This window comes from Corynebacterium sp. LaCa_205 (assembly GCF_057458085.1).
In genome coordinates this window covers 1,599,499-1,623,803 of record NZ_CP190931.1, presented here as the reverse complement: position 1 = coordinate 1,623,803, position 24,305 = coordinate 1,599,499, and the positions used below count along the sequence as shown (strand labels likewise).

Sequence of the window (24,305 nt, the reverse complement as noted above, 5' to 3'; positions counted from 1 at the left end):
TCATGATTCCACTTTCTATTGCCGATATTGCCGAAATCACCGGGGGCAGCCTCGATTGCGTTTCTGACCCAGACCAGCGCGTTACCGGGTTCATCGAATTCGATTCCCGGAAGGTAACCACAGGCGGGTTGTTTCTTGCCCTGCCCGGCGCCCGAGTGGATGGCCACGACTATGCGGAAAAGGCCATTGAGCAGGGCGCTGTAGCGGTGCTTGCCGCGCGGCCGGTCGGCGTTCCGGCGGTCGTCGTCAAGCCTCAAGGCCGCGTTACCGGTGATGCTGCGAACGCGGATATCTATGCTCACGACGAGGACGGCTCTGCCGCTGCGGTTGTCCAGGCGCTGTCCGATATTGCCAGGGAAGTCACCCGCCGCCTGACCGCGGAGCAGGGCCTAGAGATAGTCGGTGTGACCGGCTCAGCCGGAAAGACCTCCACCAAGGACCTGCTGGCCACTATTTTCCGCGCAGAGGGCGATACCGTTGCCCCTCCTGGTTCCTTTAATAACGAGGTCGGTCTGCCCTATACCGCTTTGCGCTGTGATGAGCACACTCGCTTCCTTGTTGCCGAAATGTCTGCCCGCGGAATTGGCCATATCCGCCACCTGACAACTATTACCGCACCCACCGTGGGCGTAGTGCTCAACGTCGGCACCGCTCACCTAGGCGAGTTTGGCTCGCGTGAAAACATCGCCCAAGCCAAAGGCGAGCTTGTGGAGGCCCTGCCCTCGGCCGCTGAGGGCGGGGTCGCTGTGCTCAATGCCGATGATCCCTTTGTCGCCGGCATGGCGCCACGCACCTCAGCAAAGGTGGTTTACTACTCGGCAAATAAGCCGCCGGCTGCCGACGCCCAGTACTACGCCAGCGATATCCAGCTCGATGATGTGGCCCGCCCCTCGTTCGTGCTGCATGCGCCGGGCACAGACCCGCTTCCAGTAAAACTGCAGGTCTTTGGCCGGCACCAAGTATCCAATGCTTTGGCAGCGGCGGCCGCAGCCATTGAATCAGGCATGGACCCGCAGGTGGTAGCCAGCGCGCTATCGGGGCACCAAAATGCCTCCGAACACCGCATGGACGTACGCACCCGCCGCGATGGAGTCACCACCATCGATGACTCCTATAATGCCAATCCCGATTCCATGCACGCGGCGACTGCCGCGCTGGCCTATACCTCAGCCGCCCGTCCGGATGCCCGTGCCATCGCCGTGCTCGGTGAGATGGGAGAACTCGGCGGCGAAGCGGTGGCTGCCCACCGCACATTGGGCGAGGTCCTTTCCAAATACCACGTTGGCTACCTCGTGGCCGTGGGAGATAACGAGAATATGAGGGCGATGGTCGAGGCCGCACGGGCGCAGGGTATAAATACTACTATCAGCCCAGATGTTGACACCGCTGCGGCGGCGGTCGAAGACATCATTAGGGTAGCGCCTGCCGGCATTGAAGACTGGGCGGAGCGCGAGGCCAAAGACGTTGTCCTCATAAAGTCATCGAATGCCCAGCGCCTGTGGCGCGTGGCAGAAAAGCTCAATCGCCGTTAGTCCTCAGTACAAGGAGAAAGACCTCTAGCAATGACTCAGATCATTATCGCGGGCATCCTCAGCTTCCTCGTCGCGATTTTTACCACTCCCATGTTGGTCCGCTATTTTTCCGGCGTAGGCAAGGGGCAGGAAATCCGTGAGGACGGGCCACAGCTGCACCTACGCAAGCGCGGCACCCCAACTATGGGCGGACTGGCGATTTTGCTCGCCATCACTGTGGCCTACCTTGTGGTGGGCATTTACGCCCGCGTGACGGGCAACGGTGGCTTTAGCCCCTCCGGTCTCTTGGTCTACTTCCTCACCATGGGCTTGGGCGGACTGGGCTTTGCCGATGACTTCATCAAGCTGTTTAAAAAGCGTAACCTCGGCCTCAATAAGACCGCCAAGCTGGTAGGTCAACTAGCCGTCGCGCTTATCTTCGGCATCTTGGCACTGCAGTTCCCCGATGCACACGGCTTGACCCCGGCGTCGACAAACCTGTCCTTCGTCCGCGATTTTGACACCTTCGATATCGCCGTAGGCGGCGCCATTATCGGCACCATCGTTTTCTTGGTCTTTCTCTATCTACTCATCGCGGCGTGGTCGAATGCCGTAAACCTCACCGACGGCCTCGACGGCTTGGCCGCCGGCACCACTGCGATGGTCATGGGAGCCTACGCGCTCATTTCCTTCTGGCAGTTCCGCAATTCTTGCGCGGTGTCGCCTGCGGCGGGGTGCTATGAGGTCCGTGATCCACTCGACCTCGCAGTGCTGGCTGCAGCTGGCCTGGGTGGTTGCTTGGGCTTTTTGTGGTGGAATGCCGCACCGGCGAAAATCTTTATGGGCGATACCGGCTCACTAGCACTCGGTGGTCTCGTCGCTGGCCTGTCCGTGACCACCCGTACCGAGCTGCTCATGATCATCATCGGCGCCATCTTCGTTATTGAGACGGTCTCCGTGGTTATCCAGATCATCGTCTTCCGCAGCACCGGAAAGCGCTTTTTCCGCATGGCGCCCATCCACCATCACTTTGAAAACGGTGGCTGGGCAGAGACCGCCGTGGTCACTCGCTTTTGGTTGCTCAGCGCCATGGCCGCCATTGCCGGCGTATGCATCTTTTATGGTGACTGGCTGTCCGCGGTCGGTTTTAGTTCTTAAGACTCACGCCTTCTAGTTTTATCGAGGAAAGAGGAAAAACAGATGACCGAGTTGCCATCCTCCTTGCGCGGTCGCGTGCTCGTGGCTGGGGCGGGAGTATCCGGGCGCGGTTGCGTCGCTATGCTCACCAGACTCGGCGTGGATACTACCGTGGCAGATTCCAACGAAGATGCTCTAGAGGCGTTGGCGGAGGACTACGGCGTAGCTACGGTTTCCGTTGACTCCGCTGCCCAAAGCGAGTTTGACCTCGTGATTACCTCGCCCGGCTGGCGTCCTGACTCGCCTTTGTTGGTTGCTTTTCAGAACGCTGGGGTAGAGGTGATCGGCGATGTGGAGCTTGCCTATCGCTTGGACCGATCCGGCGTCTTCGGGGCACCGCGCACCTGGTTAGTGGTCACCGGAACTAACGGCAAAACCACCACCACCGGAATGTTGGCCCAGATTATGCAGGCCGATGCCGAGCGCACCGGCAAGCGCGCACTGGCGGTGGGCAATATTGGCGTTTCGCTTTTCGACGCCCTCACCGCCACCCCTCGCGTCGACGTCCTTTGTGCCGAGCTTTCTTCTTTCCAGCTGCACTGGTCTAGCCAGTTGCGCCCAGATGTGGGCGTGCTGTTGAACTTGGCAGAAGACCACCTCGATTGGCATGGCTCGTTCGACGCTTATGCGCAGGCCAAAGCCAAGGTGCTCGACGGCCAAGCCGCCGTCGTGGGCAAGGACGATGCCGCGGCGGTGCGCTACGCCGAGAATACAGCTAATCTATACGGCTTTACCGCCGTTGAACCTGCAGAGGGGGAGGTAGGCGTAAGCGCCGGCCGCCTTCTCTCTCGGCTCACCCAGGAGCGGGAGGATCTCGCTTCCGCCGAGGGTATCGAGCCCGCTGGCTTGGCAGGAGTCTTGGACGCTGCGGCCGCAGCAAGCGTCGCGCGCTTGGCAGGCGCTAGCCCGCGCTCCATCGCGCAGGGGCTGGCAGCGTATACCGTCGCCGGGCACCGTGGCGCTGTGATTCATGAGCATTCCGGTATCAGTTTCATCGATAACTCCAAGGCCACCAACCCACACGCAGCGGATGCAGCGCTAAAAGGGCTCAATTCCGTTGTATGGATTGCCGGCGGGCAGTTGAAGGGGGCGGAGGTAGACGGGCTCGTCGCCAAGCACGCCGCCCAGATCAAGGCCGCGGTAGTTCTCGGCGCGGATAGGCAAGAAATCGCCCAGGCACTGGCCGAACACGCACCACATGCACCTGTAGACGTTATCGAAAGCAACGACCCTGCCGCGGCCATGAATGCAGCGGTGGATGCTGCACTGCAACACGCCGAAGCCGGGGATACCGTCCTTTTGGCACCGGCTGCGGCATCGTTGGATATGTATACCGGCATGGCTCAACGCGGTGACTTCTTTGCCGCAGCCGCGCGGGAGCTCACCCGCGACTAGAGCTAGATATTGAAGATCAGGAGAACATATGACGGCCACCTCCCAGCAGCGCCCGCGCTCCAAGAGCTTTGGCGACCGCGTTCGTGAGCTGCGCGAGCAAGCCCGCCAGCAGGCCGGCCTGGATTATCAGCTGTTGCGCTTTATCATTTTCACGCTCGTGGGCATTGGTGTGCTCATGGTCTTTTCCTCTTCAATGGCCACGTCATTGACGGAGGACGGCGGGGTGTGGAACCAGGCGCTACGGCAGTGCGTCATGGTGTTTTTTGGTCTCCTTGCCTTTTGGCTGGGCCTGCAGGTCTCGCCACATACGTTGCGCAAATGCGTGCCGTGGATCGTGGGTCTTTCTATTATTTTGCTCATTGCGGTGCTCATCCCCGGTGTAGGCACCGGCCGTGAAGAGGTGGGTTCGCAGTCGTGGATTTACCTCGGTCCGTTTTCCTTGCAGCCCTCGGAGCTCGCGCGCATTGCCGTAGGCATGTTTGGTGCGAGCGTCCTGGCCGACAAGGAACACAAATCCATGAAGCTTTCTGACCCCTTCATGATGTATTCCTTTATTTCTGCAGGAATGTTTTTGCTCATCGTCGGTCAAGGGGACATGGGCATGGCGCTGTCCTTCGCCATCGTGGTGGTCTTTACCCTCATTTTCGCCGGCGTTGACTGGAGAGTCCCCGCAACGATCGGCGTTGCCGCGGTCTTGGGGTTGATCGGGATTTTCTTGAAAGGCGGTTTCCGCTCGAATCGCTTCCACACCTATTTCGATGCCTTGTTGGGCAATATCTCTGATACTCAAGGCACTGGTTTCCAGTCTTACCAGGGCTTTCTCTCGCTTGCCGACGGCGGCTTCTGGGGCGTTGGCATCGGCCAATCCCGCGCCAAGTGGTTCTACCTGCCAGAGGCGAAGAATGACTTTATTTACGCCATCGTGGGTGAGGAGCTTGGCTGGTGGGGCGGCGCGCTCGTTATCTTCCTCTTTGCCGCTTTGGGATATGTGGGCCTGCGCACCGCGATGCGGGCACAGAATCAGTTCCAATCTTTGCTCGCCGCCTCGTTGACCATCGGTGTGGTTACCCAGGCCTTCGTCAATATTGGCTATGTCATTGGCCTGCTGCCAGTGACCGGTATTCAGCTGCCCATGATCTCCGCCGGCGGTACCGCGGCGATTATCACCATCGGTTCGATGGGCGTGCTGTGCAATGTAGCGCGCCACGAGCCGATGCAGATTTCCGCAATGCAGAACTTTGGCCGCCCGTTTTTTGATCGCCTCTTTTTCATTGGCGAGCCGCAGCCGGTATCTAAGCCGAAAAAGAAGCAGCGGGGGCGTCACGCCCGCCCGCAGGAGCCGCGCTCCCGTGTGCGCGAAGAGCAATTTGGTCGCCCGGTGACTGGAAGCGGCCGCCGCTATCCGCGCGCCGAGCGCCGCTATCGATAGGTGGCGCTGGTAGCCTTTAGGCTATGAATTCCACGCCTATTTCCGTCGTCATTGCAGGTGGCGGCACTGCCGGACACATTGAACCCGCCCTTGCCGTGGGCGAAGCTTTGCGCGAGCGCCACGGCGCTCGCATCACCGCTCTCGGTACCGAAAAAGGCCTTGAGCGCGATATCATTCCCGCCCGAGGCGTGGACCTTAGCCTAATTACCCCCGTGCCGATTCCGCGCAAAATCAACGCGCAGCTTTTCAAGCTACCGTTTAACCTCTCCCGCGCGGTGAGGGAGGCCAAGCAGGTACTCAAGGACGTCGAAGCAGACGTTGTCTTTGGCACCGGCGGATACGTGGCGGGCCCAGCCTATATTGCTGCGCGCTCCCTCGGGATCCCGTTCTATGTTTTGGAGACCAATGCCTTAGCCGGAATCGCCAATAAACTCGGCGTGAAAATGGGCGGCATCGGTCTCAACGCCCACCCGGATTCCGGAATGCCAGGTGAGGTCGTGGGCATTCCCGTGCGCCCGAGCTTGGCGGAGGACCCGGACGGGTCCCTTGCTGCAGGCGCGCGCACCAAGTGGAACTTGGCCGAGCTTCCCACCGTCCTCATTACCGGCGGCTCCCAAGGCGCAGCCAGCATCAACCGCGCGGTTGCTGGGGCAGTGGAGGACCTAGCCAAGGACTTCCAGCTCCTGCATGCTTATGGCAAGAAGAATGACGAGCCCGCAGCACATCCGAACTACGCTGCTTTGCCGTATATCGAGGATATGGGCTCGGCCCTTGCGGTAGCCGATCTCGTCGTATGTCGCTCCGGTGCTATGACCGTTGCCGAAGTATCTTCCGCAGGGCTGCCAGCGATTTACGTGCCGTTGCCGCATGGTAACGGTGAACAAGCGCTCAATTCCCGTGAAGTGGTCGAGGCGGGCGCTGCCATCCAGATTCCCGATGCGGAGCTGACCCCTGAGCGTCTTATCTCTGAGGTGCGCGGCATTCTCGATGACCCTAAACGTCTAGCATCGATGACGCATGCCGCCGCCCACGCCAGCGCCGGCGACGTGGCCAATACCATCGCAGACCGCATCGCTGCCCGCGTGTCCGAGGCCGAAACCGCCGCCGGAAGGAAGGAAAAATAAATGACTGATCCCGCACACTACGATCTCCACCGCGTTCACCTTATCGGCATTGGTGGCTCTGGCATGTCGGGGCTGGCGCGAATTCTTGCCACGCGCGGCGCCGTGGTTACCGGTTCCGATGTAAAAGACTCCACCCCGGTGGAGGTGCTGCGCACCATGGGCGCGAAGATCGCCATCGGGCACGCTGCCGAAAACCTGCGCCTATCGGGTGAACTGCCGACCGTCGTGGTGACTTCCTTCGCTGCCATTCCGCAAGACAATCCGGAGCTAGTAGCCGCGCAGGAAAACGATATCCCCGTCATCCGCCGCTCCGATTTGCTCGCCGCATTGATGGAAGGCCACAAGCAGGTATTGCTAGCCGGCACGCACGGCAAAACGTCCACGACGTCGATGACCGTGAGTGCGATGCAACACGCAGGTCTCGATCCTTCCTTTGCCATCGGCGGCCAGCTCAATCGCGCGGGCACCAACGCCCACGGCGGCACCGGTGAGGCCTTTGTCGCCGAGGCTGATGAATCCGATGCCTCCCTGCTGCGCTACAGCCCCGATGTTGCGGTGCTGACGACCATCGAGCCCGATCACCTCGACTTCTTCCACAGCGAGGAGGCTTACTTCAAGGTCTTCGATGACTTTGCTGGCCTGGTCACCCCAGATACCGGCTATCTTGTTGTCTGCGCCGAGGATGAGCACGCCGCCCAAGCAGGCGAGCGTGCGCAGGAGCGCGGCATCAACGTCGTGGCCTATGGCGCAGCGGACAAGTCTTTTACCTCTACCGTGCCGCTGGCCGCTGAGCTGGAACGCGAGGAGACCACCGCTGAAGGGATGGACACCACCGTAAAGGTTAACCTTCCTGGCATCTCTGAAACTGTGCGCTACGAGCTGCAGATCCCGGGACACCACATGGTGCTTAACTCGATGGGTGCCTTGTTGGCTGGTGTGCTTTCTGGTGGCGCCCCGGCTGCCATTGCTGAGGGATTGGCTGATTTTAGCGGTGTGCGCCGGCGCTTTGAATACCGGGGGAGCGTCGACAAGCAGGGAAAGCCCGTGCGCGTCTTTGATGACTATGCGCACCATCCCACCGAGGTTGCTGCAGTTCTGCGCGCCGCTCGGGCAAAGGTTGAGGCCGAAGGCCACGGCGGCCGTGTCATCGCCTGCTTCCAGCCGCACCTGTACTCGCGCACCATGGAATTCGACGCCGAGTTTGCCCAAGCGCTCTCGCTTGCCGACGCCGCCGTAGTCCTCGACATCTACGGCGCGCGCGAACAACCTGTGGAGGGAATTACCTCCCGCATCATTACCGATAAGATGCCAAGCGACATGCAGGTCATCTTCGAACCAGATTTTTCTGCCGCTGCCCGCGACGTTGTTTCGCTCGTAGAACCTGGCGATGTCGTGCTGACCATCGGTGCTGGCTCGGTAACTATGGTCGCGGCAGAAATTCTCGATGAATTGCGGGCGAGCTAGTGCGCGTATCCACTAAGCTCATTGCCGGGATCAGTGCAGCTGTCGTTGTCGTAGCCTTGATCATTGCCGTCGTAGTGTGGACGGTGCCCATCTTAAAAGTCCGCCATTTTCAGGTGGAAGGTACCCACCAGCTTGATGCCGCGCAGGTAGAGGAGGCCGCTGGGGTTGCCGAAGGAGAAAACCTCCTGCGCGTAGATGCAGGCAAGGCAGCCTCCGGTGTTGCTGGATTGGATTGGGTTGATTCGGTAACTGTCTCGCGCGATTTTCCCTCCACCTTGACTATCAATGTGGAAGAACACAAGGCTGTGGCTTTTGTAAAACGCGATAATAAGCCTTTCCTGATTGATGATAAGGGCGAGGAATTTACCTCCGCGGAGCCTCCCGCTGGCGCGGTTGAGGTTACTGGTTCTGTTGATAGCGGCTCCCGCCAAACCCAAGACGCGGTGCGCGCGATCGCTGCGTTATCGGATGATGTGCGCAACCAAGTAGGAACCCTTGATGTGGCCGATGAATACTCGCTCATCTTTACCACTAAGGATGGCCGCCGCGTCTTTTGGGGCGCGAGCGACTCCAATGATGATGACAAGGCGCGTGCCTTTGCCACCGTGTTGAAGATGGAAGGTCGCGAGTGGAATATTTCCAACCCTGAGTTGGTCACCACCCGCGGATAGGGGACGGGTGCCCCCGCGCGCATTTTTTATCCCCTCTCTGGTCTCTGCAGCGCCGCTTAAGCGCGTGCGCTGCAGGGGCCTTTTGCTCTGGCACCAACGTGGGGCGGATGGTGCGGGTGTGACTAACAAAACCGCAGGTGAACAACCCTAAAGTGCAACTTGAGGGTCTCGACACGCGCAAAATGTGCGTGAAAATTACACGGCTGTCGTTAAAGATGGAAAGGAACGCGATTCGCCTTCGGCGGACCGCATTACATTCCTCGTTTAATGCACGTGCAGACTTAAAGTAGCGAAAGGTGAGACCAACTCACATGATCTCTTCCAATAACAATCTCGCGGATATCAAGGTCGTCGGCGTCGGCGGTGGCGGCGTCAACGCCGTCAACCGCATGATCGAAGAAGGCCTCAAGGGCGTTCAGTTCGTCGCCATCAACACTGACTCTCAGGCCCTCATCTTCTCTGATGCCGATACCAAGCTGGATATCGGCCGCGAGGCCACCCGTGGCCTCGGTGCCGGCGCTAATCCTGAGGTGGGCAAGACCTCCGCAGAAGATCATAAGTCCGAAATCGAAGACGCCCTGCAAGGCTCCGATATGGTCTTCGTGACTGCTGGCGAAGGCGGCGGTACCGGCACCGGTGCCGCTCCGGTTGTGGCATCCATCGCGAAGAAGATGGGCGCGTTGACCGTGGGCGTTGTCACCCGTCCGTTCAAGTTCGAGGGTGCCCGCCGTACCCGCCAGGCTATGGCCGGCATCGAAGAGCTGCGTGAGGTATGCGATACGCTTATCGTTATTCCGAATGACCGCCTGATGCAGCTCGGTGGGGAAGAGCTTTCCATTGTTGAGGCTTTCCGCGCCGCCGATGAGGTGCTTCACAATGGTGTGCAGGGTATTACCAATCTGATCACCATCCCAGGCATGATCAACGTCGACTTTGCCGACGTCCGCTCCGTCATGTCCGACGCCGGCTCTGCCCTGATGGGCATCGGCTCTGCCCGCGGCGATAATCGCGCCATGACCGCTGCCGAGCAGGCCATTAATTCCCCGCTATTGGAATCGACGATGGAAGGCGCCAAGGGCGTGCTGTTGTCCATCGCCGGCGGCTCCGACCTTGGCCTGCACGAGGTTAATGCCGCGGCTTCCATGGTGGAGGAGCGCGCTGACGAAGACGTCAACCTTATCTTCGGTACCATCATCGATGACACCTTGGGTGATGAAATCCGCATCACCATCATTGCCACCGGCTTTGATGCCGAGGCCAATATGACCCAGGCCGCTGCACAACCGCAGAAGCAGCAGGAACAGCGCAAGCCAGGGTCCCTTTTTGACAATCGCCAGCGCGCGGCCGCAGAGCCCGTCACCCCGGCTCCGGCACAGCCTGGTGCGGCCGAGCCGGTACAAGATGATTACTCCCCGCGCCACTCCTACGAGCCGCGTGCCGGCCAGGAGCGGGAGCGCTACACCCCAGAGCGCCCTGCCGAGGAGCGCCGCCCAGAATCTACCGGTCTGTTCACCAATTCTGACCGTTTCTCCCGCGAGGAGCGTCGTGATGACTACCGTTTGTCTCGCCCATCCCAGCGCCGCGATGATGATGGCGACGACGATCTGGACGTGCCTTCCTTCATGCGCTAAGCGCAAAGCGCTACGCTGGTGTGCATGCCAGTAAACGAGGAACATCGCACCAAACGCCCCGTCCGCATGGTCTTTACCAGCCGTGCCGGCGGGGCGTCTGCTATTCCATATGACTCTTTTAATTTAGGGCACCATGTTGGCGATGACCCCGCCGCGGTTGCTGCGAATCGAGATCGCCTAAAACGCGTGACCGGCGTGGACGATATCGTGTGGATGGAACAACTACACACCAATACAGTCACCGTTATCGATGGTCCACAGGATGAACCTGTGCCAGCCACCGACGCGATTGTCACCACGCAGCGCCGCCTTGGGCTGGGCGTCCTTGTTGCAGATTGCACGCCGGTTCTGTTTGTCGACGTCGCCGCTGGTGTCATCGCCGCCGCCCACGCTGGCCGCTTGGGCGCCCGCAACGGCATCATCGTCAATACCGTGCGCGAAATGGAGAAACTCGGCGCTCAGCCCGAGCGCATCCAGGTGGTTATGGGACCAGCTGCCTCCGGCAAAAACTACGAGGTGCCGAAAGAGATGGCTGAGGATGTAGAACGTCGGCTGCCCGGTTCGAAGACGCGGACGTCGAAAGGAACCTGGGGAATTGACGTTCGCGCAGGTTTGATTCGCCAGCTCATGGGCCTCGGCATCACCGCGATTGAATCCGATCCGCGCTGCACAATTGAAGACGAAAATTTCTTTTCCTATCGCCGCGAAGGCACTACCGGCCGCCAGGCCGGGCTGATCTGGTTGGAGGCTAACTAATGGCAGACCGTAAAGCACAGCTACGAGAAAATCTCGCCGCTACTCGAGCTGAGATTGAACGGCTATCGGCGCAAGCAGACCGCAAGCCCCCGCAGCTACTGCCGGTGACGAAGTTTCATCCAGCTGCGGATATCGCCCTACTTGCTGAACTCGGGGTTAGTGACGTTGCCGAAAACCGGGAGCAAGAAGCTCGCGCCAAAGCTGCCGAATTGCCACAGCTGCGTTTCCATATGATCGGCCAGATCCAGACCAAAAAGGCCAATCACGTGGCTCGTTGGGCGGCCAGCGTTCATTCGCTTGATTCCCTCAAACTTGCTCAGGCTTTGGAACGGGGCGTCGCCTTGGCAAAGGAACGAGGGGAACGCGAGAGCAACCTGCCGGTCTTTGTCCAAGTGTCTGCCGATGGCGATGACGCTCGCGGAGGCGTTTCACGCCACGCGCTCGACGAGCTCGTCGAAGCAGTAGAAGGAAGCGAACACCTCGACTTCGCTGGCCTCATGGTAGTCCCGCCCCTCGACGCCGATGCGGGCGAGGTCTTTCGCGGTGTGCGAGATGAGGTCGACCGGCTATCTGCCGCGCTGAAGCGCCCGCTGAAATTGTCTGCTGGAATGAGCGCGGACATGGCCGAAGCAATTGCTGCGGGCAGCGATATCGTGCGTGTCGGAACCAGTATCATGGGGCCGCGGCCAGTAGGTTGAAAGCATTGCAAAAGCGCATTTCACAGCGTAAATCACATGAGTCACACTAGACACATTTTGCGCGTTTAGACTTGTACAAATTTAGGTCAGAGGGAGACCCAAAAATGTCATTCATTGATAAGACGAAGGATTTCTTCGGGCTGGGCCCGGTGGACATCGAAGAAGACGATGCCTACTACAGCGAGGAGCCGCGTTATTCCGAAAATGCCTCCTCCGCCTACGCCCCGCGTCGTGCTCCGCAGTCTTATGAGCCTGCTCCGGTGAAAGAAGAGTTTGTGCCGACCATCGTGGCTATTTCGCTGACGTCTTTCAATGACGCTGCCAAGGTGGGCGAGCCTTTCCGCGACGGCGACGCAGTGGTCTTTGAGCTTACCGACGCCGACAAGGCCACCGCAAAGCGCTTCATCGACTTCGCTGCCGGTCTCTGCTTCGGCTTGGAAGGGCGCATGCTTAACCTCACCAAGGGATTGGATACCGAGCGCAAGGTCTTTTCTATCGTGCCGAAGTCTGCGGACATCGCTAGGCACGAGCTCGAGCGCGCCGCTGGCCTGCGCTAAAGCGGTAAGTTTTTCTTGACCCCCGTGGGGTGCCGATTGGGCACCTGCGGGGGTCTATTAGATAGGCTCGGTTATTGTGACACAACTCGGAATTATTCTTATCCTGCTCGTGCGGATTTATACGTGGGTTCTCATCGCCCGCATCATCATTGAGATGATTCAATCCTTCTCCCGGCAGTTTAACCCGCCACGTTGGTTTATGGTTGTGGCGGAGCCACTGTTTGTAATTACGGATCCGCCGGTAAAGGCGCTACGCCGTTTGATCCCGCCGCTCCAGATGGGCGGGGTGGCCCTCGACGTATCGGTGCTCGTGCTATTTATTTTGCTTTCGATACTTACACGAATCTTGCAAATCGTATTTTTCGGTTAGCACCCCCGTCGCCTCGCAACCTGTGGTAAACGTTGAGACTCGGCGGGGCGTCGATTATTGTGGTCGTTTGGTTACGATAAATCGCGATAACCCGTATTATGAACCACATGTACCTTTGTGGGGAAGGTTTAGTTAGACCTGAACCGCAGCTCCTAAGGCCCTGGAACCTCCGGGGTTGTATCAACCTGAAGGGGAAGAGAAGACATGCCACTGTCACCAGCTGATGTTCACAACGTCGCGTTCAGCAAGCCGCCCATTGGCAAGCGCGGCTACAACGAAGACGAGGTGGATCAGTTCCTCGACCTCGTAGAGGATGCGCTCGCCCAGCTGCAGGATGAGAACGAAGACCTACAGGCACAGGTCAGCGATCTCAACTCTCAGGCCAAGGCTGGCGCTGGCGCCGGTGCCGCTGGTACCACAACGGCAGCGTCCGCTCGTACCGATGAGGCTGCACTGCGCAAGGAGATTGAGGCCAAGCTGCGCGCCGAGTACGAAACCAAGCTGGCGGACTCCAAGTCCGAGCTGTCCCGTGCTAAGGAAGAAACCAAGAAGGCACGCGAGCAGGTAAAGGCAGCCCAAGCTGAGGCTTCCAAGGCACAGGAGACCGGCTCTGCTGCTGCTTCCGCTTCTGCAGACCTGAAGGCCGCCCGCGATGAGGCAGCACAGGCAAAGAAGGAAGCTGAGGCAGCTCGTGCGGAGGCTGCGCAGGCAAAGAAGGACCTTGAGGCTTCCAAGAAGGAAAATGATGAGCTGAAGAAGTCCGCTTCCGCAGCTGGTTCTTCCAAGGCCGGCGTTGCAGCTGCAGGCCTTGCAGGCGCTGGTGCAGCTCAGACTGCAGATGGTCTGGCTACCCCAGAAACCCACATGCAGGCCGCTCGCGTTCTGGGTCTGGCACAGGAGATGGCAGACCGCCTGACCTCCGAGGCTCGTGCGGAGTCCGAGTCCATGCTGTCGGAGGCACGCACCGCCGCCGAGAAGCAGCTGACCGACGCAGACTCTCGTTCCAAGGCGCAGCTTGCCGACGCCCAGAAGAAGTACGATGCCCAGCTGCAGGACGCGGATTCCCGCTCCAAGAAGCTGGTGTCTGACGCCGAGGCTAAGGCAAAGCAGACCGAGTCCGATGCGTCCTCCCGTGCTGAGGCACAAATCCGTCAGGCTGAGGAGAAGGCTGCTTCCTTGCAGGCCGATGCTGAGCGCAAGCACACCGAGGTTATGAACACGGTCAAGCAGCAGCAGACCGCACTGGAGGCTCGTATCTCCGAGCTGCGCACCTTCGAACGCGAGTACCGCACTCGCCTGAAGACCCTGCTCGAGTCTCAGCTGGAAGAGCTGGCTACTCGCGGCACCGCCGCACCGAACGGCGAAGCTGGCAATAACTAAGCCACCGCGTTCTCTTTAGCGTCCCCGCCACCGCCGCGGGGGCGCTATTGTTGTTTTAGACCGTCGTGCCCTATCCCGCCCTGACCGAAAGGAACCATCGTGCTTGTTGCCGCCTTAGTTCTCGCCCTCGTGGCATTCGTAGCCTTGGTCAATTTCGTCATCTCGGGTGCCGACTGGTCGCTGTATATCGTCTTCGCTGCCGCTGGTCTCGGTCTGGTGTGCTTTATTCTGGATTGGGCGCATAAGCATCGCAGCGATAAAGCCCGGGCAGCACAACACCTTGAGCAAGATTCCTTGCGCGAGGCTTTACGCGAGAACTAAAATGGCACGCCAAAAAGGCGCTCGAGGTGCCTTATTTCGCGGTCTTGTCTTAGCAGTCAGGGGGCTGCCACCGAATCTGTCCATTCGTGCGGCTAAGTCGCCCGCGTAGCGGTGGGGCATTGGGATCGTCATCGTTGGCTCCATTGTGGTAGGCGCAGGCTGTGGATAAGTTTGCGATATTGGTCAATCCGCCCTGTAGCCAGGGGTCCAAATGGTGAATTTGGCATTCGTCGGCGGGCTTAGCGCACCGCGGCCACGGGCACACAGGATTTTCTGCACCCGCCATCAATCGCTGCTTAGCATTGGCGAAGCGCTCCGTGCGATACAGGTTCACCGCGCCTTCGTAGGGGCTGACCAGCGTGATGAGTCCATGTTCCTTTAACGTGCGGCGCAAGTATTGCGCACCCGAAAGCGTTGCCCCGTTTGTCATCTGCAGGGTGATTTCCTCACCGTCACCGTTGACGATGCGTACGTAATCTTCCAGCCGCACGATGACATTGGTTACTACGGTGCTCCGTTGTGCGCTATCGTCCCCGAAGAAGGTATCTTCCACCACATCTAGCGGCTTTTTATTCTGGTTTTCTACCGCTGCGTGCAAATCCGCAATAAACGAAGACGATCCATCGATCGCAAGCGTCCACGGAGCATCTTTGCGTCGGATGATGCGCACGCCTGGTTTCACGGTGCGCTTTTTCTTCGGGACTTTGGACTGAGCCAGCTTCTCCAGCGCCCCTGCTGTGGCCTTGGTAGTGCAGAGTTGTTCGCGGAGAACCCAGGCGTCGAAAAGCGTAGGCATTTTCCGCGCATACTTTTCAATGATGGATAAGGCAACAATGGAATGCCCATTGTGCTGGGCGCCTTCGATAGCGCGGCGACGTTTCCCCGTGAACTTGGTCGTGCCGCAGTATGCTTCCTTTAACAAGGCCAGCTCGCGGGCAGTCTTTTCGGCAGCGCCCCGTGCGCAGAGGTCGTCCTCAGACATGCCTGCGCACCCAAGGACGATGTCCATCCCAGGTGCCATGGCTGCGAGGTAAGTATCTAGCGCGTTCACGACTCACAATTTATTGCCCCGCGCAAGCCCCCACAAGGGAAAATTTTTAGCCTGTGGATAACTTATTGTGCACGAAGATTCTGGGGCGCTATACTTTGTGCTACATGCAGTGATCCGGCCATCACCGGGGAGCAATTCAGAAGAACAGCCAGTGCGGCCTAGTAGAACTGAACGGGTGGGACCGTCAACTCCTTCACCGAAACGAAGCGGAGCCTTCGGGCTCAAGCAGGGTGGTACCGCGAGCCCGACAGGCGCGTCCCTGCACCGAGTGATGAGTGAAGGATTGTAATGGCGAAAAAGATTTACCCCAAGGTTGACATGACCGGAGGCTCAAGTCGCTTCCCGGATATGGAAGAGGAAGTTCAGAAGTACTGGAAGCAGGATGATACCTTCCAGGCTTCGCTAGAAAAGACAAAGGATTGCCCAGAATACATCTTCTATGATGGCCCTCCCTTTGCTAATGGCTTGCCGCACTATGGTCACCTGTTGACCGGTTATGTAAAAGATATCGTTCCGCGCTATCGCACCATGGCAGGCAACTACGTGCCTCGTGTCTTCGGCTGGGATACCCACGGTCTGCCCGCCGAGCTGGAAGCGGAAAAGCAGCTGGGTATTACTGATAAAGCGCAGATCGAGGACATGGGCTTGGAAAAGTTCAATGAATACTGCGCTAAGTCCGTGTTGGAATACACCGACGAGTGGGAAGAATACGTCAACCGCCAGGCCCGCTGGGTGGACTTTGATAACGGCTACAAGACCATGGACATCAACTACATGGAATCGGTCATGTGGGCGTTCAAGGAGCTTTATGACAAAGGCCTGATCTACAAGGGATTCCGTGTCCTGCCTTACTCTTGGGCAGAGCATACTTCTCTGTCCAACCAGGAGACCCGACTGGATGATTCCTATAAGATGCGCCAGGATCCGACCCTGACGGTTACCTTCCCTGTGGAGGGTGCTCGTGAGGGAAGCGCGGCAGAAAAGACGCTGGCGGAGCACCCCGCGCTTGCCGACGCCTCCTTCCTCGCCTGGACTACCACCCCCTGGACCTTGCCTTCTAATGAGGCTTTGGCGGTTCACCCAGAGGTTACCTACGCGCTCTTTAAGGCCACCGAGGGTGATTTCGCTGGCCGTACCTTCATCATGGCGGAAAACCTGCTGGCTACCTTGGAAAAGGAACTAGGTGAGGCCGAGGTACTGGAGACCTTTACCGGCGCGCAGCTCGAGGGCTTTACCTATGAGCCGATCTTTGGTTTCTTCCCGGATTTGCGCAATGCTTACCAGGTATTGGTCGCTGATTATGTCACTACCGAGGATGGCACCGGCGTGGTTCACCAGGCTCCGGCGTTTGGTGAAGACGATATGAATACCACTAACCAGTACGATATCGAGCTGGTTATCCCAGTGGACGAGGACGGCAAGTTCACCTCGCAGGTACCGCCGTATGAGGGACAGCTGGTTTTTGATGCCAATAAGGACATCATCAAGGACTTGAAGGCCGCTGGGCGAGTGGTGCGCCACGTGACCATCGAGCACTCTTACCCGCATTCGTGGCGCTCGGGTGAGCCGCTAATCTACATGGCTCTGCCAGCCTGGTTTGTGAAGGTAACCGAGTTCCGCGATCGCATGGTGGAGCTCAACCACAATGAGATCGAGTGGCTGCCGGAGCACATTCGGGACGGTCAGTTTGGCAAGTGGCTCGAGGGTGCGCGCGACTGGAATATCTCGCGTACCCGCTACTGGGGTGCGCCTATCCCGGTGTGGATGTCCGATGATGACAATTACCCACGCATGGATGTCTACGGCTCCTTGGATGAGCTGGAGCGTGACTTCGGCGTCCGCCCGGAGTCCCTGCACCGCCCGCACATCGATGAGTTGGTGCGCCCGAACCCGGACGATCCAACCGGCAAGTCTATGATGCGTCGCGTGCCGGACGTATTGGACTGCTGGTTCGAGTCCGGCTCGATGCCGTTCGCGCAGAAGCACTACCCCTTCGAGAATAAAGAGTGGTTTGAAACCCACTCGCCGTCTGACTTCATCGTGGAGTACTCCGGTCAAACGCGTGGCTGGTTCTATGTGATGCACGCGCTGTCCACCGCGCTGTTTGATCGTCCGGCATACAAGAAGGTCGTAGCCCATGGCATCGTGCTGGGCAACGATGGCCTCAAGATGTCCAAGTCCAAGGGCAATTATCCAAACGTCGATGAAGTCTTTGACCGTGACGGTTCGGATGCCATGCGCTGGTTCCTGATGTCTTCGCCTATCCTGCGCGGTGGCAACCTCATCGTGACCGAGCAGGGCATCCGCGAGGGCGTGCGCCAGGCTATCTTGCCTATTTGGAACGCCTATACTTTCCTGCAGCTCTACGCGGAAAAAGAAGCCAAGTTCGACACCACCTCTACGCATGTTTTGGACCGCTATATCTTGGCCAAAACCCACGATGTCGTAGCTAAGGTGGACGCGGCGCTTGCCGATACCGATATCGCTACGGCAACCGAAGAGGTACGCCTGTTTGCAGACGTTTTGACCAACTGGTACGTGCGTCGCTCGCGCGAGCGATTCTGGGAGGGCGAGGAAGCCCATCCTGAGGCCTTCAATACCTTGTACACCGTGTTGGAAACCGTGACTCGCGTGGTCGCGCCGCTTTTGCCGCACGTGGCGGAAGTTATCTACCGCGGGCTAACCGGCGAGCGTTCTGTGCACTTGGCGGATTTCCCGCAGGCCGCGGATTACCCAGCCGATGCAGATCTGGTGTCTGCGATGGATGCGACCCGTGCGGTGGCCTCGGCGGCATCGTCGGTGCGCAAGTCCAATAAGTTGCGCAACCGGTTGCCGCTGCCGAAGCTGACGGTGGCTCTTGCAGGGGCACAGCGTTTGGCGGGCTTTGCCGATATCATTCGCGACGAGGTCAACGTTAAGGAAGTTGAGCTTACCGATGATGTCGATTCGGTGGGCACCTTCCAGGTAGTCTGCAACGCCAAGGTCGCCGGCCCGCGCTTGGGCAAGGACGTGCAGCGCGCCATCAAGAACCTCAAGGCGGGCAATTATGAGCGCCGCGGCGATGAGGTCGTGGTTGACGGCGATATTGTGCTTGGTCCGGATGAGTACACGGAGCGCCTCCAGGCAGCGAACCCGAAGTCGACCGCGCGTATCGAAGGGCTCGATGGCCTTGTGGTACTCGATACTGAAGTGACCGAAGAGCTCGAGGCTGAAGGCTGGGCGGCGGACGTTATCCGTGGCCTCCAGGATGCCCGCAAGGCTTCTGGGTTCGAGGTCTCGGATCGCATCGCGGCCGTACTTGCCGTACCGGAGGCGAAGAAGGCATGGGCTGAGCGTCACGCCGACCATATAGCCGGTGAAGTACTCGCCACCGACTTCCAAGTGACCACCGAGGCGCTTGATGGCGAGGGCGTGCACGAGGTGGTTAAGGGGGTTAGCGCTACCGTCGTCAAGCAGTAGCGCGCTAGCTGCCACCTAAAAATAATTGCCCAGCCGGCGTGGCTGGGCAATTTTTATGAGTGATAGGACTTAGCGGACTGGACCGGGCAGGTGAGCGCGCCAGCCGAGGACCGCGTTAACTAGGCAGCACAGTGCAAGCACGGCGCCAATGAGGAATAGGGTGGTAAAGCCGAGCAGCGGGGCGAGCGCGCTGAAGGCCATGGGGATAAAGAAGCCGGTGTAGGACACCGAGTAGTACACGGCGGTGAGGCCAGCGAGTTCTTCAGGGCGGGCGATGCGCTGGACCTCGGATAGACCGGCGACAAGGGCTAGGCCATATCCTGCACCCATGACGGCTGCGCCGGCGATACCGAGCGGCAGCGAACGGGTACTAGAGGCAACCGCACCGAGGATGGTGCCTACGGTGATAACTCCCATTGCCACCGCGGAAGCACGGGCGGACCGGCTGGTGTCAATGACCTTGCCGAGCATTTGGACGCCAACGCCGCAGCCCAAGGTGATAACAGTCATGAGGCCGGAGAAAGCAATGGGTGCTTCACTGGCAGACTTGGACAAAAGTTGGGGCAAGAGCGCGTAGGCGGCACCAGCGCAGCCGAAGACCCACGGTGCTACCGGCAAGACGATGCGCACGAAGCGGCGGTGGGCTGCGGAGGGAATGTGCAGCATGCGCAGCATGTCGCGGATGCTCAGGTCGAGGAAGGTATCTTTTACTGTGGCGCCACGTGGTGGGCGAGTCTCCGGGGTATTCATCAACCAGATGGCGGTGGCTACGGTGAGGAGAATGTGCAGGATATAGGCCAGATGGGTTGGCCACGGGCCCCATTGGGCCAGCACCGATGCGAGGCCAGCGCCGATGAGAAAGCCTAGGGTTAGGCACATCGAAGCGTGGCGCGGGCCAGCAGCGGGGTCGCCGCCGGCGCGGGTGATAAGCTCCGCCACCCACGTGGAGCCGACCGCCATGACGATGCCTAGAGCCAAGCCACACATGATGCGGCCCACGGCGATGACGAGGGGCTCATTCGGCGCGATGGAGAGTAGGAATGAACCCAGCAGTGATAGGGGTGCGGCAGGCAGCATTGTGGGGCGGCGCCCGATGTAGTCCGAAAGCGGGCCAGAGATGAGCAGCGCCGGCACGATGCCGAGCACATAAGCGGCTAGGAGCCCGTTGACAGTGACCTGCGAGAAGTGTGATTGCTCGCGGTACATAACTAGGAGGGGGGTGAACTCATTGCCGCCCCACGCCACGGCAACCATGCTGCCGGCGACGGGAAACCATGAGTGCTGGGCAAACTTTTCGGTCATAGTTGATTCCTTGAGTTGGTTAGGTGGGTGTCCAATGTGGAGAGGTAGGCGTCGAGGTCGCCGGTGCGGAGGGCATCGGCAAGCGTGCGGTGCTGGTCCACGAAGGTGCGGGCACGGGCCACATTGCGGCCAATGGCTGTGGCGGTAAAGCGCTGCTGGCGTTCGCGCAGCTGGTGTCCCAGCCCGGCTAGCAGGCTATTTGCCCCGCCATCCATGATGATCTGGTGGAAACGTGCGTCCAGCTGGGCATAGGCGCGTAGGTCTGCGCCGTCTAGGGCGGTGTCTTGCTCCGCGATGGTCGCATCCAGCTGATCAGCAATGTCCGCGCGCTCGGCATCTGACATTGCACAGATTTTTTCGGCGCAGTGCCTGTCTACGAGTAAGCGCGCCTCATAGACCTCGCGGATTTCCTGCGGGCTAATCGGCACGATAAGTGCACCTCGCCTGGGGTAGAGCTGGAGGAAGCCTTCGACCTCTAGGCGCAAAAAGGCTTCATGCATCGGGGTGCGGCTAATCCCCATCTCGGTAGCGAGTGAGGCCTCGGAAAGCATCTGCGAGGGCTCGAAGGAGCCGTCAATGATCTTCTCTTTGACGAAGTCATAGGCACGCTCCGCAGCGGGTTGCATTCGTTCATTGGACATGCATCCATCTTGCATACAAGCTTGCATGCAAGCAAGCGTGAAGGTGTACTTTGTGGGGAACGAATCTAGTTAGGCAATCGTGTGACGTGGCACGTATCGGGGTCGAAGAGTAAGCCGTGGCCCATGCCGACCCAGCCGATGAAGGGGGCGTCGGCAAGCGTGTGCGGGGTGTGGACGTGCCCAAGGATCCAGGCATCGGCCTCGCAGGCCTGTAGCTGGTCTACAGAAAGTGGTAGGCAGACGGCGTGGGAAAACTCGCCGGTGACGGAGGAGTGCAGGAGGCCAAGAAAGGGTGCGTCGCTGGGGCGCGGTGGGAGCTGGAGGCGGCGCAGGTCCGGATCGGTCGCGGCCGCAGCGCTAAGCACCGTGGTCTCCCCAATCTGAAAGGTATGTACTTGCGTGCTATGCAAGGTGACCTCGGGTGGGAAGTCTAGGTCATGGTGAGTATCGTGATTTCCGGAAATGAAGTGGACTTCGTTGAAAAGCTCGACAGCACGGTCCAAAACGGTGCGGACCTGGGGCACACACTCGCACGCTGTGGCATTACGGTCGATGATATCGCCTAGGCACACGCACGCCGTGGCACCGCTATTGGCGGCAGCCTCAAGTTCCTGAAGGGCCCAGCGCAGTCCAGGGGAGTCAGGGTGGCCTAGGTGCAGATCGGCAAAGACAAAGATGCTAGCGGGCATGCGCGGTCTTTCGGGTGCGCCACCACGTGCTAGTTACCAAGTCAACGGCGGACTTGCCGCGGAGATTGGTCTCGGGGCAGCCCTTATTGCCGGCGAATTCGCGCTTTCTGCCGCGCAAGACTACGTGTGGTGAGTTCATATCTAGAAAATGCCTTCCTTAAAAGAACGCGTAAAAGATAAAACCGTGACATTGCAGGGGAGTGGCCCGAAGATGGAAAGCAATCAAAGCTTTAATTAACGGCACATAAACGCTCTGAGGTACGCCTATTAGACTGGGCCGCATGCAACGCTGGGTTTTACATATCGACATGGACGCGTTTTTCGCCTCCGTCGAGCAGCTGACCCGGCCTACGCTGCGGGGGCGTCCGGTTTTGGTGGGCGGAATCAGCGGACGCGGCGTGGTGGCAGGCGCCTCCTACGAGGCGCGCGTGTACGGTGCGCATTCGGCCATGCCGATGTACCGCGCGCAGCAGCTCGTTGGGCTCCGTGCGGTAGTGGTGCAGCCGCGCCGGGTGGTCTATTCGGCGGCCTCGCGCCGGGTATTCGACATCATCGCGCAACACGTGGAGGTCATCGAGCAACTTTCCATCGACGAGGCCTTTATGGAGCCCGCCGCCCTGCAAGGCGCGAGCGCGGATGAGGTCAAGCGCTGGGCGGATGAATTGCGCGCGCTCATCCGTAAGGAAACGGGGCTGCCGTGCTCCATCGGTGCGGGTTCGGGTAAGCAATTTGCCAAGATTGGCTCAGGCGAGGCGAAACCCGATGGCACCTTCGTCATCCCGGCCGAGCGCCAGCTTGAGATGTTGCACCCGCTTGCGGTGAACAAGTTATGGGGAGTCGGCCCAGTGACCGGCGCGAAGCTGAATTCCATTGGGGTGGAAACCATTGGACAGCTCGCGGCGATGACGCGCAAGGAAGTGGAGATTTCTATCGGCAGCGTGGTAGGTCTGCAGCTGTGGCAGCTGGCCCGCGGTATTGATGACCGAGAGGTAGCGCCGCGCGCTATTTCTAAGCAGATTTCCACCGAGCACACCTACCCGAAGGATCTGCTAACCGTGCCGGAGGTCGATGCAGCTATAGCCCGCGCGGCGGAGGGCGCGCACCGCCGGCTGCTTAAGGATGGGCGTGGCGCACGCACCGTGACGGTGAAGCTGCGCATGGCGGACTTTCACATTGAGTCACGCTCAACTACCTTGCCGTACGCGACTGACGACGCCGCCGTGCTCACCGCCGCCGCCTTCAAGCTCGCCCGCTATCCCGATGAGCTCGGGCCCATTCGCCTAGTGGGAGTGAGCTATTCCGGGTTAGAAACCGCCCGCCAGGACGTGCTCTTCCCGGAATTGGACCGCGAAATCGTGCGGCCCGCGCCGGCAGATACGGACTATGAAACCGGAGTGAGCGACGACGTTGCGCCGCCAGTACCGACACCGACGGTGACGGTGGAAGAAGAAACCGATAACCAGTGGCACGCAACGCAAGACGTATTCCACCCCGAATACGGCCACGGCTGGATTCAGGGCGCCGGGCATGGAGTAGTGAGCGTGCGCTTTGAAACCCGTGCCACAGGGCCCGGCCGGACCAAGTCTTTCGCGGCCGATGACCCCGCGCTTGTGCCGGCGGATCCGCTCGACTCGCTTGATTGGCAGGATTGGCTCACCACCGAAGACTAAGCATTTACTGTCGGAATAGCTCAGCTGGGTCGGTGCCAGTGGCCAGTGCCGCTGCCAGCAAGATTCGCGCCTGGCTCGGGCGGAAAGACCCGGCGTTAATAGCGCCCAGTTTCCCAAGGCTCGCGCCACCGCCGTCGCCGCCGTAGGCCAGCGCTGTTGGGCCGTAGGGCGTGCGGGTAGAAATGACGACGGGGAGGCCGGCGCGGAGGGCGTCGGCAAGCGCGCGGCCCATGTCCTCGCCCATATTGCCCGAGCCCATGGCCTCGATAATGAGGCCGCTGGCAGGGGAATTGGCGGCGGCATCAACCAGCAGGCGGCCAGCTCCCGGATAGGCTGGGATGATCTCCACCGGATGCGGCGCCAGCGGGGCAGGAGCTAGGCGCGGCGTAGTGCCTGGGACTCCTAAGGATTCAAACCCGCGCAGGTCACTAGTGTGCCGCTTGCGCGCACCGCGCGCCGGAATGCTCGCACCCCCAAAGCAGAGGAATACCCCGGCGCGCCCGCTGGCTGCAAGATTGCGGGCATCGCGCAGGTTGCTAGGGCCGTCCGCCGCGGGGTGATCGTGGGAACGCTGCGCACCCGTGAGCACGATGGGCTTTGCACCGCTACAGAAAATCTCCAGTGCCAACGCGGTCTCTTCCATCGAGTCGGTGCCATGGGTGATGATTACACCGTCGATGTCCTCCCGCGACGTTTGGGAATTAACCACCGCGATGAGCTCATCGAGGTCCGCCAAAGTGATAGAGGAGGAGTCGAGTTGCCGAAACTCCACTACCTCGGCGTCGATATCGGCGGCTAGGGTCGCGCCGGAGACGGTGGGAACAAGGGAACCATCGGCTGTGGTGGTACACGCTATTGTGCCGCCGGTGGCGATCAAAGCAATTCGGGTCATGTACCTAAGGTTAAAGAAATCTGCGTCCACGCGGCGGGCGCAATCCGGAAAAGGGTGGTGCAGCTGTAAACTGATGGGAGTTTGGAACCCACACGTG

Annotated in this window: 22 protein-coding genes; 16 read left to right on the top strand and 6 right to left on the bottom strand. The window is 59.8% G+C overall.

Features of this window, described 5'->3' with window-relative positions; translation table 11 throughout:
* Positions 1–2: 2 nt before the first annotated feature.
* From ACP8J1_RS07860 to ACP8J1_RS07795, 14 genes are all read left to right on the top strand, one after another.
* A complete protein-coding gene (locus tag ACP8J1_RS07860; protein WP_302518094.1) occupies positions 3–1,532 on the top strand; it encodes a UDP-N-acetylmuramoyl-tripeptide--D-alanyl-D-alanine ligase in 1,530 nt (509 codons plus the stop codon).
* Positions 1,533–1,562: 30 nt separating this feature from the next.
* Positions 1,563–2,669 carry a phospho-N-acetylmuramoyl-pentapeptide-transferase gene (gene mraY, locus ACP8J1_RS07855; protein ID WP_023021199.1) on the top strand — a complete coding sequence of 369 codons (1,107 nt, stop codon included), beginning with the start codon at positions 1,563–1,565 and terminating at the stop codon, positions 2,667–2,669.
* Positions 2,670–2,711: 42 nt separating this feature from the next.
* Positions 2,712–4,103 (top strand): UDP-N-acetylmuramoyl-L-alanine--D-glutamate ligase, encoded by a 1,392-nt coding sequence (gene murD, locus ACP8J1_RS07850; protein WP_023021200.1) that lies wholly within the window; start codon positions 2,712–2,714, stop codon positions 4,101–4,103.
* A gap of 28 nt (positions 4,104–4,131) precedes the next feature.
* Positions 4,132–5,532, top strand: a complete 1,401-nt coding sequence (locus ACP8J1_RS07845) for an FtsW/RodA/SpoVE family cell cycle protein (protein WP_023021201.1) — start codon at positions 4,132–4,134, stop codon at positions 5,530–5,532.
* Positions 5,533–5,555: 23 nt separating this feature from the next.
* A complete protein-coding gene (gene murG, locus ACP8J1_RS07840; RefSeq protein ID WP_023021202.1) occupies positions 5,556–6,656 on the top strand; it encodes an undecaprenyldiphospho-muramoylpentapeptide beta-N-acetylglucosaminyltransferase in 1,101 nt (366 codons plus the stop codon).
* Positions 6,657–8,120 carry a UDP-N-acetylmuramate--L-alanine ligase gene (murC, locus tag ACP8J1_RS07835; RefSeq protein ID WP_023021203.1) on the top strand — a complete coding sequence of 488 codons (1,464 nt, stop codon included), beginning with the start codon at positions 6,657–6,659 and terminating at the stop codon, positions 8,118–8,120. It begins immediately after the preceding gene.
* Positions 8,120–8,791, top strand: a complete 672-nt coding sequence (locus ACP8J1_RS07830) for a cell division protein FtsQ/DivIB (protein ID WP_023021204.1) — start codon at positions 8,120–8,122, stop codon at positions 8,789–8,791. Before murC ends, ACP8J1_RS07830 begins: the two co-directional genes overlap by 1 nt.
* Before the next feature lie 311 nt (positions 8,792–9,102).
* Positions 9,103–10,422: a cell division protein FtsZ gene (gene ftsZ / locus ACP8J1_RS07825; protein ID WP_023021205.1), complete on the top strand. Its 1,320-nt coding sequence runs from the start codon at positions 9,103–9,105 to the stop codon at positions 10,420–10,422.
* Between the two features lie 24 nt (positions 10,423–10,446).
* Positions 10,447–11,178, top strand: a complete 732-nt coding sequence (gene pgeF, locus ACP8J1_RS07820; RefSeq protein ID WP_023021206.1) for a peptidoglycan editing factor PgeF — start codon at positions 10,447–10,449, stop codon at positions 11,176–11,178.
* Positions 11,178–11,876: a YggS family pyridoxal phosphate-dependent enzyme gene (locus tag ACP8J1_RS07815; RefSeq protein ID WP_023021207.1), complete on the top strand. Its 699-nt coding sequence runs from the start codon at positions 11,178–11,180 to the stop codon at positions 11,874–11,876. The genes pgeF and ACP8J1_RS07815 overlap by 1 nt, the downstream gene beginning before the upstream one ends.
* A gap of 104 nt (positions 11,877–11,980) precedes the next feature.
* On the top strand, positions 11,981–12,433 hold the full coding sequence (locus ACP8J1_RS07810; protein WP_023021208.1) for a cell division protein SepF: 453 nt from the start codon (positions 11,981–11,983) through the stop codon (positions 12,431–12,433).
* A 76-nt stretch (positions 12,434–12,509) separates the two neighbouring features.
* The gene (locus ACP8J1_RS07805; RefSeq protein WP_023021209.1) at positions 12,510–12,803 is read left to right on the top strand and encodes a YggT family protein; all 294 of its coding nucleotides are present in this window, start codon (positions 12,510–12,512) and stop codon (positions 12,801–12,803) included.
* Positions 12,804–13,007: 204 nt separating this feature from the next.
* Complete coding sequence (locus ACP8J1_RS07800) at positions 13,008–14,183, top strand: DivIVA domain-containing protein (protein ID WP_023021210.1); 1,176 nt, start codon at positions 13,008–13,010, stop codon at positions 14,181–14,183.
* A 99-nt stretch (positions 14,184–14,282) separates the two neighbouring features.
* Complete coding sequence (locus tag ACP8J1_RS07795) at positions 14,283–14,504, top strand: hypothetical protein (protein ID WP_023021211.1); 222 nt, start codon at positions 14,283–14,285, stop codon at positions 14,502–14,504.
* A gap of 49 nt (positions 14,505–14,553) precedes the next feature.
* Here the strand turns inward: ACP8J1_RS07795 and ACP8J1_RS07790 are convergent, their stop codons facing one another.
* A complete protein-coding gene (locus tag ACP8J1_RS07790; RefSeq protein WP_023021212.1) occupies positions 14,554–15,555 on the bottom strand; it encodes an HNH endonuclease signature motif containing protein in 1,002 nt (333 codons plus the stop codon).
* A gap of 288 nt (positions 15,556–15,843) precedes the next feature.
* Between ACP8J1_RS07790 and ileS the strand changes: the two genes are divergently transcribed.
* Positions 15,844–19,014, top strand: a complete 3,171-nt coding sequence (gene ileS / locus ACP8J1_RS07785) for an isoleucine--tRNA ligase (protein WP_023021213.1) — start codon at positions 15,844–15,846, stop codon at positions 19,012–19,014.
* 69 nt (positions 19,015–19,083) lie between these two features.
* On the opposite strand, the gene ACP8J1_RS07780 is transcribed toward ileS, so the two are convergent.
* From ACP8J1_RS07780 to ACP8J1_RS07765, 4 genes are all read right to left on the bottom strand, one after another.
* Entirely contained in the window at positions 19,084–20,316 is a 1,233-nt protein-coding gene (locus ACP8J1_RS07780; protein ID WP_023021214.1) for an MFS transporter, read from the bottom strand.
* Entirely contained in the window at positions 20,313–20,957 is a 645-nt protein-coding gene (locus ACP8J1_RS07775) for a GntR family transcriptional regulator (protein ID WP_023021215.1), read from the bottom strand. Before ACP8J1_RS07775 ends, ACP8J1_RS07780 begins: the two co-directional genes overlap by 4 nt.
* 65 nt (positions 20,958–21,022) lie before the next feature.
* Positions 21,023–21,646, bottom strand: a complete 624-nt coding sequence (locus tag ACP8J1_RS07770; RefSeq protein WP_023021216.1) for a metallophosphoesterase — start codon at positions 21,644–21,646, stop codon at positions 21,023–21,025.
* On the bottom strand, positions 21,636–21,785 hold the full coding sequence (locus tag ACP8J1_RS07765) for a hypothetical protein (RefSeq protein WP_023021217.1): 150 nt from the start codon (positions 21,783–21,785) through the stop codon (positions 21,636–21,638). Before ACP8J1_RS07765 ends, ACP8J1_RS07770 begins: the two co-directional genes overlap by 11 nt.
* Positions 21,786–21,927: 142 nt before the next feature.
* Here ACP8J1_RS07765 and ACP8J1_RS07760 point away from each other — a divergent pair, with 142 nt between their 5' ends.
* Positions 21,928–23,316, top strand: a complete 1,389-nt coding sequence (locus ACP8J1_RS07760; RefSeq protein ID WP_023021218.1) for a DNA polymerase IV — start codon at positions 21,928–21,930, stop codon at positions 23,314–23,316.
* A 4-nt stretch (positions 23,317–23,320) separates the two neighbouring features.
* On the opposite strand, the gene ACP8J1_RS07755 is transcribed toward ACP8J1_RS07760, so the two are convergent.
* Positions 23,321–24,208: an asparaginase gene (locus tag ACP8J1_RS07755; RefSeq protein WP_034655420.1), complete on the bottom strand. Its 888-nt coding sequence runs from the start codon at positions 24,206–24,208 to the stop codon at positions 23,321–23,323.
* Positions 24,209–24,305 lie beyond the last annotated feature (97 nt).